Source organism: Candidatus Dorea massiliensis AP6, from assembly GCF_964245105.1.
Classification (GTDB): domain Bacteria; phylum Bacillota; class Clostridia; order Lachnospirales; family Lachnospiraceae; genus Laedolimicola; species Laedolimicola intestinihominis.
The window spans coordinates 41928-55713 of the sequence record NZ_CAXTKW010000010.1; the positions used below are offsets into that span (position 1 = coordinate 41928).

Genomic DNA, 13786 nt, shown 5'->3' on the forward strand with positions numbered 1-13786 from the left:
ACGGCGGCATTTTAGGAGGTTGCCGCCGTGTCTACTTTGGTATTCCATAATACCCATGAGCTTCATCAATTAAAAAAAGCATAGCTCCACCACCGGGCAAGTCTACCCATGAGTATGAACTGTCAAATCATCTGAATACTGCTTACATTTCCTTTGCGTCCGTCTGCGCCTTGCAGACGGGCGCATTTTGTGTTTTTCAAAACTTTTTTGAAAAACTTTTCTATTCCGTTTGGCAAATCTGCGGTGCGTCCGTGGAAGGCAGCCGAAAGGGGATAAATAACCCGCCCCCGGGACGAAAGGGGGTGAGAACATGGATTATCCTAATCGGTTGGAATGGCAGACAAGATGTGAGTTTAATGCGTACTGCAAACACACGCTACGCAACGAACTGATTGACGCCTGCCGGGAAAGCAAAAGTCGGCGAAAGCACGAAGTCAACTTTTCAGACCTTGCCCCGCATGAGGAAAAGCAGCTTTATACCGTTGACAGATATTTTGTCAATGAGGACGAGGACGCTTTTTGTGCAGGCGGTTTGAAGATTACGGCGAAGCTGCTTGCCGAAGCAATGCACTCCCTGCCGGAAGAAAAACGGCAAGCTGTTTTACTGTATTACTTTTTCAGCATGACCGACGCTGAAATCGCGGAGCTTATGAAAGTACCCCGCAGCACAGTACAGTATAGACGGACAAGCTCTTTTGAACTGCTAAAACGATATTTGGAGGAACGCGCTGATGAATGGAACGAATTGTAATGAAAATGAGCGCGGCTTGTTACCCTACCCGGTCATTTTAGCCGCGACAAAGGGCGACCCCGACGCCATGAAAATTGTAATGCAGCACTACCAAAGCTACATAGCCCATTTGTCTATGAAGAAAATCCGCGACGAAAGCGGCAATACCTATTACGGCGTAGACGAGGACTTACGGGAACGGCTGCAAGCAAAGCTCATGCGGGCTGTCCTATCCTTTAAGACAGATAATTAAAAACGCGAAGTGTTCCACCCCTTTCCGCTTTGCGTATTTCTGTCTTTTGTACCTTGACAAAGAAAGCGGCGCAAGATAACGGCGGCGCAGCATAGGGCAAATCAGATACGTTCCTTTTGCGCCGAGCCATGCGGCGGGTGCGCCATGACGTTATCCCGGCGGGACTTTCCCGCCCGGGATAACCGAGCGACCAACACCGACGCCGGAAAACAGGCATAGCAGCCTGTCGGCGACGAAGCGCAAAATACATAATGATACTCCCTTATCGCCATAGTCCGAGCGTTCAGAGCGTCGCAGGCAATGGGTAGGGCTGCGCGAGAACCGCGCAGGGGTGCAATTCCCGTGAGGTTAAGAAGCTAATTGACCGTCTGATTAAAGCTCCTTTATAAATTACCGGGAATAGTGGACTTGCCACTATTCATAAACTGAACTATTAAACGAGCGAAAGAAAGGGGGCTTTTCTTTTGTCGCAAAATCAATCTTCCGTTACCACAACGGAACACAAAATTGGAAAAGTTACTTATCTTGTATGTTCGGCGCAGAGTGAACGAGCGACGGATACACTCGACAAAAAGATAAAAAAGCTCATTCGTAAAGATATGGAGCTAAACGCCGCAAACGCCCGAAAATAGGGCGTTTTTTCATATTTAGGACATGACTTTAGCAGCGGTTCATGGTATAATTTTATCAGTACAAATACCATGCTTGTCTGCTGTCAGAGAGGAGGACAAAATGTTACAGGCAGACAAGATAACCGCTTTATATTGCAGATTAAGTCAAGAGGATATGCAAGCCGGAGAAAGCGAAAGCATACAGAACCAAAAGCTAATTTTACAGAAGTACGCAGACGACCACCATTTTTTCAATACGCGCTTTTTCGTTGATGACGGATTTTCCGGTGTAAGTTTTGAGCGTGAGGGGCTTCAATCCATGCTCCGCGAGGTAGAAGCCGGAAACGTGGCAACGGTCATAACAAAAGACCTCTCCCGTCTTGGACGTAACTATCTTAAAACCGGGGAGCTTATCGAAATTGTTTTCCCGGAATACGAAGTGCGCTATATCGCCATTAACGACGGTGTAGACACAGCAAGGGACGACAACGAATTTACCCCGCTGCGAAACTGGTTTAATGAGTTTTACGCTCGCGATACTTCAAAGAAAATTCGGGCGGTCAAACAGGCAAAGGCGCAGAAAGGCGAGCGCGTCAATGGCGAAGTGCCTTACGGCTACATAGCTGACCCTAACGACCGCAATCATTTATTGCCCGACCCGGAAACAGCACACGTTGTAAAACAGATTTTTGCTATGTATGTGCGCGGCGACCGTATTTGTGAAATACAGAACTGGCTGCGAGAGCATGAAATACTGACCGTTTCCGAAATGCGTTATCGTCGTTCCGGGAGCTGCCGCCACCCGCGCCCACACCCAAACTGTATTTACAACTGGCCGGATAAGACGCTGTATGACATTCTTACCCGTAAGGAATATTTGGGGCATACTATTACAGGCAAAAGCTATAAGGTATCTTACAAATCAAAAAAGACAAAGAAGAACCCGGAAGAAAAGCAATACTTCTTCCCTAACACACATGAACCTTTGATTGATGAAGAAACCTTTGACCTTGCACAGAAACGGATTGCTACCAAACATCGCCCTACGAAAGTAAACGAAATCGACATTTTTTCGGGACTTCTCTTTTGTGGAGATTGCGGCTACAAAATGTATTTGCAGCAGGGAGCCGGAACATTGGAACGTAAACACGCTTACACTTGCGGGAAATACCGAAACCGTATCAGAACCGGGGAGCTTTGCACCACGCATTATATCCGTAAAAGCGTATTGAAAGAACTTGTCCTTGCCGACCTGCAACGGGTACTGTCCTATGTGCAGACCCATGAACAGGCATTTATCCAAACGGCGAATGAGTGCAGCGAGCAAGCCATGAAGAAAACAATGGCGCAGCAGCACAAGGAGCTTGACAAGGCACAGGGCAGAATGAGCGAATTAAACGTCTTATTCCGTAAACTGTATGAGGACAACGCTTTAGGGAAACTCTCTGATGAACAGTTTGCTTTCTTGACTTCCGGCTATGATGAAGAAAAAAAGACGCTGACGCGACGTATCGCGGAATTGACACAGGAGCTTGACACCGCCGCCGAGCGCAGCGCAGACGTGAAAAGGTTTGTTACCCTTGTCCGTAAATATACGGCGATTGAGGAATTGACTTACGAGAACGTCCATGAATTTATCGACCGTATTCTTATTCACGAACTGGATAAGGAAACGAACACCCGAAAAATTGAAATCTTTTATAGCTTTGTCGGCAGAGTTGATACAGGCGACAAGCCAACCGAAAGTATCTCCTATTTCAGACAGATAGGAGCCGACGTAAAGAGTTATGCTATCTAACATATATCAAAAAGAGGTAAGATAACCGCCCCTACAAAAAAGGTTACGTTATCTTACCTCAACAAAGCAGGTGCCGCTAATGCCATCGTCCGTGAAATGGACAATGTTTGTAAAGCCCTGCCGTGCGGCGAACTCCTCCAACATAGCCTTTTGATTGGATATGGAATTGCTCTCACGCTGTTGGTCATCATCTTTGCCAAAGTCATCACGGCTCAGTCGTTCGTACAGAGCTGTGATTTTCTCATTTTTTCTCATAACTTGCGCTCCTTTCTTCGGTTTTAGGTTGTGTGTTCTAAGAGACTTCCCAACCGCTTGATTAAGAAGTCTTTTAGAGCATACAACACCAGTCACCATGAATGACTTCCCTTGCGATCTCATCCACGGATTTCTTGGATGGAGAGAGCTTTTTATTCACGATGCTCTGGATGGCAGAATAATCATATCCCGCCTGAGACAGACGGTTCTGTCTTTCCGTGCCATTACCCCACTTTCCGGCAATGACCTCTGCTGCGATCTCCTCGTTTGATTTCTTTGCCGGAGCCGGAGCACTGCTGTTTCCCTTGGCATAACCATTCAGTCCTGCTGCCTTGATCTTTGCCGGGAAATCCACATAGCAGTAATCCTGATCACAGGTCTGTCCGTTGATCTTATTGCTGCGGATAAGGTTCGTCTCACCGCCAAACTGCCAGATCTGTGTTTCCGCACCGCTTGCCGGGGCTGGCTTGCTCTTTCCCCATCTGGCAACCCAGTGGGTGTAGTGGGTAAGCTCCCCATCGTTCATCTCGCTGTTAAAAAATGACTCGGATGAATAAATGCCAACCCAGTATCCGGCTGCTTCCATCTCTGAACAGAATGCCTTGATGATCTGTGTCAGTGTGTTCCTGTCGTTCTTTGTGATCATACTGCCCTCCACATCATAAAAGACCGGGTACTCGAATTTCTTTCCCTTAAGGAGTGAATAGAAATATCCAGCCTCTTTCTTTGCTTCTGCAGTACTTCTGGCATTTCCATAAAAATATGCCCCTTTCGGAAGTCCGCATTCCACGCATTTCTTATAGTTTGCCTCAAACTGGCTGTCCTTATAAAGCCCGGAATCCGCACCTCCGGCTTTGATAATGGCAAACTCCACGCCTTCCTTACTCTTAGCTCTTGCAAAGTCAAAACTGCCTTGCCATCTGCTTACGTCAATTCCAAATTTCTGACTCATAATATAATCCTCCAATTCTTTGTAATAAAAGAGGGAAGGTGCTACCCTTCCCCGTTGTCTTTGTCATCTTCTGCCCTGTCATGGAGCTGTTCCAGAACGGCTTTTATCTTTGCCGGAACAGGCAGTCCCAGATGGGATGCATTCTCCAGAAGGGATATCCCTTCATTTGAGATGTAGAAGAAAATGGCTGCCGTCCGAAGCACGCTTCCGGTGCCGATGACATGTACATCCATAATGTTTGCAATGCCGACCATAAGGAAAATCAGCACCTTACGGCAGATTCCCTTAAAACCGACTGCACTGGACAGCTTCTGGTCACTGATTGCACACATCACTCCCGTGATATAATCAATCACCACAAACGCAAGCAGTGCATAAAGCAGGCCGTCACATCCGCCAAGGAAATAGCCGAGCCATCCCCCGACTGCCGTAAATACAAACTGTACCGCATTCCAGAATTCCTTCATCGTCTTGTCCTCCTTTGATTTTTTGTATGAAAAAAGCAGCTACCCGTAATGGATAACTGCCGATTTCCGAAAATTATTTTATTGTTCCTGTAAGATATAGGTTATCTTCATTGTCTTATCTGCCGTCTTGGTAATCGGGGCATCAAGGTTATTGATGGTTGCCAGATAATTACACATCATGTACCAGCCGGACGTTGACCATGTGCCATAATCACAAAAATAAATGAGTGGTTCATTTCTTACAGGAGTCACGCTCATCGTATAACTGGAATTAAACAATGTCTGTGTCTCCGGTGGCATGATCTCATTCGTTGCCAGATCCGCAATCAGAAGCTGTTCATAACTGTATTCGTAATAAACCCGTCCGTTGATCACGAACTTTGGCACGCCATTGATGTTGGTCACATTGGTCCGCTTCAGCTTTACAACATTGGCCGGATTCGTGATCTGGATTTTATACACATCATACGGGGCATCATATCCCCTCAGCAGAAGATAGCCTTCGGTAACGAACATTCCCCAGTTTCCTTCCGTCCTGAGATATTTATCCGTAGTGTTTGTTATTTCATACTGCTTGATTTTCCAAGTGTCCACTTTTATTTCCGTTATAAGAAACTTTCCCTCTGGGGCAGTCCTGCTGTTGCTGCTCGTGCAGATATACAGACAATCATTTGACGGATCATAATTATATGACCAGTAGCCTATCTGCAGTTCCGAGGATAGCTCCGCCAGTTCGATTTCTTCGATAAGCGGTTTCGTGGTATAAATATTATCAAGAATAGACACCGTCTTTAAAAATGCACGTCTTTTTGTGATGTGGATATGGTTCTTATCTGCCACCTTGAAATAATACACACAGTCCTTTGCCCTGTCGATTAGGAATATCAGCTCTGTTTTTCCAATCGTCATACCAGAATATCTGCTGCTCGTGCTTGCCCCTGTTCTGTCAGGGTACACATACTGAAGATTGTCTTCTGCAATGGACTGCATCAGTAAATTGTCCCTGATTGGACTGGTATTTTTACTGCCGTATGATGTAAGACCACCATTTCTGTGTGTAAGACAGATGCTGGCAATCGTGCCGTTCGCCTGACTGGTTGCAAAATCATATACATATTTCACATACCTGTCTTTCAGATTTACTTCCGATTCTGTCTGGTTGAATCCGCCACGGAAGGTATTCTTTGTGTTGTTCTGCATTCCATGTGAAGCACAGCCGACAAGGTTTGCATCTGCCGGGGGATAATATCCATCCGCATTCTCCGGTATCTCCCTGTCGAAGCACAGGATTCCTCCGAGCAGTTTTTCATAATACGGCACAAACTCATTTAAGAACCTGTTCGGTCTTTTGGAAAGTCCGAGCGGTTTCAGGATGTCCCTTAGTGCATTGGTGACCATATTGCTGTTCTGGTAAGTCTCCACCTCACCCGTATTTACATCAGTAAGTTCTATTCTTGTTGTTCCCTTGAGCATCGTCATCATCTCCATTTCTATAATTCATGATAAAGGATGTAAGCGTTGCATCGCCCGCAAGCCAGAATCGGAAGGTTATCGTCTTTGCTTCCAGCAGTCTGGCATACAATTCATCCAGATTCATGGTGAGAAAATCCGCCATCGGGGTTTCATCCGTAAAGGTCTCCCCGTCATAACTGTACTGTACCGTGATTTCTCCCTCATATTCTGCATTCAGTGCCTTGATTCCAATAACTGTGCCGTCCGAAAGATCCGCCATGCATTCAATATACTGCTTTGGCGGTGTTCCCGTGATCACGGCATTCAGAGGAAATGCCCTGCTGTCACTCCAGCTTAATACGGAAGGAAGTATCAGCCCTTTTATCAGATTCCACTCCGGCATCTTTGCAAATCCATATTTTTTAAACAAAAGTGCATTGACTTCTGTTTCTTCCAGTCCGACAAGCACATCCGCTGTTTCTGACAGCTCCTCATTTATGATCTGGTTCTCCACCGTATACAGTTTTCCGTCCCCGTCTTTTATGAGGAGTTTAAACGGGACCAACAGGTCAATCGGTGTGTATTTCACTTCAAAGGTCTTACTGTCCGCATAATACTGGAAAGTAATATCCTGGGAAGCTGCATCGGGCTTTGTGAAAGTATAGTTCTTGTCTGCACTAAACCCAAAACCGCCATCATAGCACTGGACAGGAACAGAAATCATATGAAGGGAAATATCCCCCGTGTCCCAGAACAGGAGGTCATACTTTAGCTGGTAGTCCGCCCCGGATGCATTGTAATGCGACCATCCTTCCCACCGTATTTTCAGGAAACGGTAATAACTGTATAAAGTCCCTTCTTCCCTGTAAAGCGATCTCATTCTGGTATCACGGTTATCCACTTTAAGGTGCGTGGCATCACTGCCGATTCCCCAGTAAGAATCACCATGTGCATAAATATACGGCACGGCTTTTCCGAGGAACGTGAAAAAATCCGCACCGCTCACGGTAAGCGTACCGCCATCATAGTTGTTGCTGTCCTGTAACAGACAGGTCATGTTGGTGATACCGGCCGAAAAAATATCATTTATATTGTCATAGTTCATAGTGTAAATTCCACTCCTTTCACTCCGTCAAAGCCGGATATATCAACCGTTGTCCTTTCCAGAAAACCTTCATCCACTTCATCCGTCACGGCTTCCTGTGTCTGTTCAGTTACTGCTTTCAGTTCAAAGAACCCGTTTTCAACGGTAATGGTATCTGGAAATTTAACGGAAGTCTCTGCCGTAGTGATTACAAACTGCGGACGGACTGCTGCGGTATAACCATTGACTTCCACCCCGTCCACCCTTGTGAAGTATGAAATATCGATCACGAGGTCTTCTGCATATCCGTGATCGAGGGATTCCGGTCCTGACTTCTGTACATACCGTTTCCGCAGCATGAACCGTTCTTCCGTATTGACCGTGATATATCCGTTATAATTCGGATTTCCCCGCACGCTTGTAAGTACAAAGGTTCGGAGGATCTCCGTGATCCATGCACGATCCGTAAATGCATCCGCTTCATAGTTCTGGTCAGCAATCGGAATATTTCCGATTGTCTGTGTCAGTCCCTGTGTCTTTTTGGACGGGAATGTTACGGATGCCGTATCCTTAAACACATCAGCCACAAACGGTACATCCGTAATGCTGATATTTCCAATATTCTCATTGATATTGATGCGTCCATTCCAGTCTCCCAGTCCTGCTGCGAGTCCCTGACCACTGATGGTTGCCCTGATCTGTGCCTCACCGATCTTTGCGCTCCCTGATGATATCTTTAGATACATGGAAAATGTATTTGAACTGTTCTCTATGACCTTTGATATCGGAAAAAACAATGTCATAATATGCTTTCCATACAGACAGGTCTTTGTCGGCATAAAGGTATCAATGGTTTCATTATTTATTTTGTATATGATGGAAAGCTCCGGAAGTTCCGGCTCCGGGTTTTCTTCTTCCGTTTCTCCATCTGCAGTGGCATCCTCCGGCTTTATTACTTCGAGAAGCATCTCGCACTGGAACGCTGCCGTTGTGTCCTCCGTTGCAGTAAAATCAATATCCATAACATTCGTCAGTGGCTGTCCTATTTCAAACGGGGCAACATTTACAAAGTTATAAATAATGGTCCTTCCGCTTTCCACGGAATTGATAAGACCCGTAATGTTCTTATCGTTCTTGCTCTTGGCAGATGCAAGTCTCGGATTTTTACCCACGCATTTCAGTGTCATCTTTCCGTAGATCTTACACTCGATGCTTGTAATGCAGCTTATTTTTGTTTCGTCTGCATGACCGCCTGAGAACTTAAGGATATCACCGACTTCCATTGCCGGATTTCCTATGGTGTTACTGTCAAACGGGACATAATTTATCTTCTGCAGTGCCGTCAGGATTTCCCGCAGGATTTTCTCCCTTACGGATTTCAGTCCGAACTGAAGAAGCGGATTGATACCGAGGTTCATTGTAAGGGCATCATCCTTTTCCATTGCAATATACTCTGCCGTCTGGCTGATCTGGTTCGTGGATGACACGGCAGTATATCTTGTAACAAAATCCGAATAACTGCTGTCAAACCTTTCCTTCTGCTCCACATTCCATACGGACTCATTTCCATATCTTTTGAGAACCAGTTTTCCATACCGGTCTATCTGGCAGAAACAGCCTACCACCTGTGCCACATAAAAGATCAGATCACGGAATGTTTCCATGTCATTATCAGAATAAACACCGAGGGTGGTTTTTCCATTTGGGAGGGCGTTGATCTCCGCAACCGTCTGTGCCAATTCAACCTTACATGCATCACACGCAGCCTTTAGAAACTGATATGGCGTTCCGCTTGAAGAATCCAGCTTCAGCGTTTTTTCAAACCGGAGCATATGATCATAGCCTTTCAGTTCCAATGTCCGTACCTTCCTGTTTGCTTCGGAGATCTCATAAATTCCCATCGGTATGGTCTCTTTTGTCCCATCCAGAAGTGTCAGGCGGTAATAAAGCCTTACCTCTGCATCCTCAAGGGTATAACGGTCGATTTCCGAAAACAGGCTGATTCCCATTTCAGCAGCATAAACCGTTCCGAGTTCTATCTCCGTATTACTGCAGCACTGCCACTTTATGTAGCCGGAACCTTTCACGATATCCTTAGCCGTAAACGGATATTCCTTTCCGGCTTTTGTCGTGATGGTCCCGTACCATTCATATTTTCTTGTATTCTGCCTTACGGCATTCTTGAATTTTTCTGATACCTCAAACACCGTATCCGCCTCCTACATTTCTTTCAGGGAAAAAGATACCGTCCACAGACCTTTGTATGATGTATCCTTTTCCAGCTTTGCCTTAAATCCAGTAATATACATTTCTGCTTCTTTTAAGTCCAAGGTTTCCGTATCGAAATATTCCACTGCGATCTTCGGCAGTTTGGAATATACCGTCAGAAGTTTTACCCACTTCGGTGATACTGAAAAAGAGACGGAAATGTCTGCCACTCCCGTCCTTACCACATCCCTCTGTGTTGTTCCGGCTTCCGTTTCCCCGCCGGAATCTGCCTCTACATCGGAAAGTCCCACGTCATAAGAATCCGGCTTTGGAAGGGAACGGCCGTTAAAAACAAGATACTGTATATATGCCATGCTATCTTCCTCCGCTTCTTAAATTTGCCCTCTGCTGTGCCGATACAATAACCTCATCGAGCATCGTACCGCCCAGATATACAGGAATGACAATGTCACCGCTGTCTCCCTTAACATCCCGGATTGCAGAAGTAATTGCAGAAAGCATTCCTGAAATGCTTTCCGTCTGCTGTGCCGTAGGGTTTCCTGTCATGTTTTCCACCCCGCTGACCTTTGGATTGATGACCATGTCGGAAGAAACCCCGCTGACTGCTTTCTGGATCATTCCACGGCTCTTTTCGATTCCCTTGGCAAGTCCGCCCATAAAGTCAGGCATCCATGATTCATAATCAGTAAGAGGGCCTTCATCCGGCACGGAGAAGTGAAGGAATGACTTGATCTTGTCAGCCACACTCTTTACTGCATCCCCGACTGCACCGATGCAGCTCCTGATGCCGTTTACGATTCCCATGATGAGATCCTTACCCCATGTAAATGCCTGTGAAGCCAGACCCGTGATGTGGCTCTTTACATTGGAAAATCCTGATTTTACGGCATTTAAGACATTTCCCATTGCCCCCTTCACTGCATTTACGATTCCATTAAATACGGATGTGACTGCACCCTTGATTGCACCAAGAACCGTGGAGATGGTGGACTTGATGGTGTTCCAGATAGTGGAAATGGTGCTCTTTATCGTATTCATTATCGTGGTAATGGAATTTTTGACTGCAGTGAAATCTCCCGTGATCAGTCCCTTGATTCCGCTTACCACTGCACTGATGATCGTCTTTATTGCATTCCATACCGTGGAAAAGATGGTCTTTATCGCATTCAGAACTGTGGTAATGACCGTTTTTATCGTATTCCACACGGTCGTGATAACCGTCTGGATAATGGTAAGCACCGTCTGGATAATGGTCTTATAGATATTGAAATACGTTGTGACCAGAGTTTTTATCACATTGAAAACTGTAGTAAACACGCCCTTGATTGCATTCCAGATCGTAGTAATGACGGTCTTTATTACATTGAATACCGTTTCAATGATGGTTTTATACAGATTGAAATAAGTGGTTACCAGCGTTTTTATCACTTCAAACACGGTCGAGAATATCATCTTGATTGCTTCCCATACCTGTGAAAAGAACGCTTTTATGGCATTCCATACCGTGATGGCTACCTGTTTTACATTCTCCCAAAGGTCTATCCAGAACTGACGGAATCCATCGCAGTTATTCCACAAATAAATAAAAGCAGCCACAAGAGCTGCTATTGCTGCAATGATAAGAACGATTGGATTTGCAAGCATTGTAGTATTAAGTGCTGCAAATGCTCCTTTTACCGTATTGATGACTCCGGCAATCTTCGGAACGATTGTCATGATCGTGCCGACTGCGGATATTACCTTGCCGATCACGATAAGAACGGGGCCGAGTGCTGCTGCCAGAAGTGCAATCGTAACGACCGTCTTTTTTGTTCCCTCGCTCAGTCCATTCAGCCAGTCAACAAACTTCTGTACCCATCCGACTATCTGTTTAATGGCCGGCATCAGGAGTTCTCCAAATGAAATAGCCAGGCCTTCCAGTGCTGACTTTAAGATGGTGATCTGTCCCTGTAAGTTATCAAGCTGTGTATCTGCCATCTGCTGTGCAGCACCACCGCTGTCCGTGATGGACTTCTGTAAACTGTCCCATGTTTCTCCCGTATTTGCAAGCAGGGCATTTACGGAAGAAAGGTCTGTCTTATTGAAAATGGTGCTGATGATATTTGACTTCTCAGCAGATGTCATTCCATCCATGCTCTTATTGAGGTCACCAAGAATATCATTCATTGACCGCATGTTTCCTTCAGAATCATATACGGAAAGTCCGAGGGCTTCCATCTGGGCTGCTGCCTTATCCGTAGGATTCTGTAAGGACAGGATAATATTACGGAGGTGTGTACCGCCTTCTGCACCCTTGATACCATTATTTGCAAGAATACCAAGTGCGGTATTCAGTTCTGCCGTACCGCCCTTGATGGATTTTGCAGTCGCACCAATGGTAAGGATTCCTTCGCCAAGCTGTGCAACCGATGTGTTCGTGGTAGATGCCGTCTTTGCCATCTGGTCTACCATTGTTTCTGCTTCATCCACACCCATTCCAAGGGCAGACATCGCATCCGTTACCATGTCCGAAGCATCAGCAAGGGCAATATCTCCGGCTGCTGCCAAGTTAAGAACGGTCGGCAGTGTATCACACATCTGCTGTGTATCGTATCCGGCAAGGGCGAGGTAATTCAATGCTTCCGCACACTCAGATGCGGAAAAGGCCGTCTCTGCACCCATCTTCTTTGCCAGCTTTGAAAGGGTATCCATCGTATTTACCGACTGCCCGTTGACCTTGGACATAGAATCTTTGGTGATTCCCATTGTTGCCTGTACCTGTGACATGGAAGATTCAAAGTTGGCTGCGGTCGTTACGGATGCCGTACCCAGTGCAGTCACTCCGGCTGTTACCGGGAGAAGCTTTTGCCCGGCAGAGGAAATGTTGTCCCCAACCGTCTTTAACTTCTCGCCCGTTGTTGCAATTTTCTGTACTGCCGTTGCCGACTGGTTGGCCTGTGTTTCCAGATTCTTTAAGTCCTGTTCCGTTTCCACGATTTCCCTTTGAAGGGCATCATACTGTTCCTGTGAGATCTCGCCATTGGCAAGTGCAGTATTCGCCTGTTCTGCTGCCGTCTTCAGGGTTGCCAGTTTCTCTTTTGTCTCACCGACCGCTTCCGCAAGCAGCTTATGCTTCTGTGCCAGAAGCTCCGTATTTCCCGGATCCAGTTTCAGAAGTTTATTTACATCCTTAAGCTGTGACTGGGTAGACTTAATCTGTCCGTTCACGCCTTTAAGTGCATTCTGCAGTTTGGTTGTATCACCACCAATTTCTACCGTGATACCCTGAATACGGCTTGCCATTCCTCTCACCTCCTCCTAAAAATGGGTACAAAAAAAGGAGCATTTCTGCTCCGTAATAAAATAAAAACACCCGCCATTTCTGACGGATGTCCTATGTAATATTATAAAATTGTCAGTGTTGCAAACTTGAAGCTGTCTAATTCAATTCAAACATCGCCTTTTCATAATCTTTTACATAATAACTGATATTTTTGCGCCCCCGCTGAATAATTGTATGCCCTTCTGCTTCTAATTTTTCTTTCTGTGCTTCTATACCACCAGGATATTTTGCGTTTAACTCTCCATTTGCTTTCAGCGTTCTCCAATAAGGCGTTTCATCCTCAGAGCGCTGATAGCTTGCCCAAGCTACAATGGATACAAAAATTCCCGCCGTAATAGGCTCTGTAAAATCTGCGCCGTTTTGTTCTGCGAAGTAATCACGAATTTTCCCAACAGTAATTACTTTTCCATAGGGAACACACTTCATAATTCTGTCATAGTCGATTGGCGGTGCAAAGTACATTCTGTCCCCACCATATTTTTCTATGCTCTTTTCATCCGTAATCGTCTGAAACTTAGGCATGTCCTTACTGTCATGCAACATAGCGTTGAAATCTTTTTTATCTTCATTTGCCATAATAGCCACCTCCTGCTTTAAGCATAGCCTGTTTTTATAAGCCATGCAATGAGGCTG

General features: G+C 45.7%; 12 protein-coding genes and 1 pseudogene. 4 read left to right on the plus strand and 9 right to left on the minus strand.

The genetic code is table 11. The features are described 5' to 3' along the window. The first annotated feature begins 310 nt into the window (after nucleotides 1-310). The 4 genes from ACESZP_RS11240 (at nucleotide 311) to ACESZP_RS11255 (ending at nucleotide 3392) form a co-directional block, all read left to right on the plus strand. Entirely contained in the window at nucleotides 311-751 is a 441-nt protein-coding gene (locus ACESZP_RS11240; protein WP_118592104.1) for an RNA polymerase sigma factor, read from the plus strand. Beyond that, entirely contained in the window at nucleotides 732-983 is a 252-nt protein-coding gene (locus tag ACESZP_RS11245; RefSeq protein ID WP_118592105.1) for a helix-turn-helix domain-containing protein, read from the plus strand. Before ACESZP_RS11240 ends, ACESZP_RS11245 begins: the two co-directional genes overlap by 20 nt. A gap of 464 nt (nucleotides 984-1447) precedes the next feature. Beyond that, a complete protein-coding gene (locus tag ACESZP_RS11250) occupies nucleotides 1448-1615 on the plus strand; it encodes a TnpW family protein (protein WP_118592106.1) in 168 nt (55 codons plus the stop codon). A 100-nt stretch (nucleotides 1616-1715) separates the two neighbouring features. Further along, on the plus strand, nucleotides 1716-3392 hold the full coding sequence (locus ACESZP_RS11255) for a recombinase family protein (RefSeq protein WP_118742912.1): 1677 nt from the start codon (nucleotides 1716-1718) through the stop codon (nucleotides 3390-3392). 63 nt (nucleotides 3393-3455) lie between these two features. Here the strand turns inward: ACESZP_RS11255 and ACESZP_RS11260 are convergent. From ACESZP_RS11260 to ACESZP_RS11300, 9 genes and pseudogenes are all read right to left on the minus strand, one after another. Further along, nucleotides 3456-3743 (minus strand): annotated as a pseudogene (locus ACESZP_RS11260) (recombinase family protein); the annotation flags it as partial. Next, complete coding sequence (locus tag ACESZP_RS11265) at nucleotides 3721-4599, minus strand: GH25 family lysozyme (protein ID WP_499709053.1); 879 nt, start codon at nucleotides 4597-4599, stop codon at nucleotides 3721-3723. The pseudogene ACESZP_RS11260 and the gene ACESZP_RS11265, both read right to left, overlap by 23 nt. A 41-nt stretch (nucleotides 4600-4640) precedes the next feature. Beyond that, complete coding sequence (locus ACESZP_RS11270; RefSeq protein ID WP_117781223.1) at nucleotides 4641-5066, minus strand: phage holin family protein; 426 nt, start codon at nucleotides 5064-5066, stop codon at nucleotides 4641-4643. Nucleotides 5067-5144: 78 nt separating this feature from the next. Beyond that, nucleotides 5145-6539: a hypothetical protein gene (locus tag ACESZP_RS11275; protein ID WP_118691666.1), complete on the minus strand. Its 1395-nt coding sequence runs from the start codon at nucleotides 6537-6539 to the stop codon at nucleotides 5145-5147. After that, nucleotides 6505-7623, minus strand: a complete 1119-nt coding sequence (locus ACESZP_RS11280; RefSeq protein ID WP_499709054.1) for a hypothetical protein — start codon at nucleotides 7621-7623, stop codon at nucleotides 6505-6507. The genes ACESZP_RS11275 and ACESZP_RS11280 overlap by 35 nt, the downstream gene beginning before the upstream one ends. Then, the gene (locus tag ACESZP_RS11285; protein WP_118691668.1) at nucleotides 7620-9809 is read right to left on the minus strand and encodes a hypothetical protein; all 2190 of its coding nucleotides are present in this window, start codon (nucleotides 9807-9809) and stop codon (nucleotides 7620-7622) included. The genes ACESZP_RS11280 and ACESZP_RS11285 overlap by 4 nt, the downstream gene beginning before the upstream one ends. 12 nt (nucleotides 9810-9821) lie before the next feature. Further along, the gene (locus tag ACESZP_RS11290; RefSeq protein ID WP_117781227.1) at nucleotides 9822-10184 is read right to left on the minus strand and encodes a hypothetical protein; all 363 of its coding nucleotides are present in this window, start codon (nucleotides 10182-10184) and stop codon (nucleotides 9822-9824) included. 1 nt (nucleotide 10185) lies between these two features. Continuing rightward, nucleotides 10186-13113 carry a phage tail tape measure protein gene (locus ACESZP_RS11295; protein WP_186994123.1) on the minus strand — a complete coding sequence of 976 codons (2928 nt, stop codon included), beginning with the start codon at nucleotides 13111-13113 and terminating at the stop codon, nucleotides 10186-10188. Nucleotides 13114-13249: 136 nt separating this feature from the next. Further along, on the minus strand, nucleotides 13250-13729 hold the full coding sequence (locus ACESZP_RS11300) for an MGMT family protein (protein WP_118691670.1): 480 nt from the start codon (nucleotides 13727-13729) through the stop codon (nucleotides 13250-13252). Nucleotides 13730-13786: the final 57 nt, after the last annotated feature.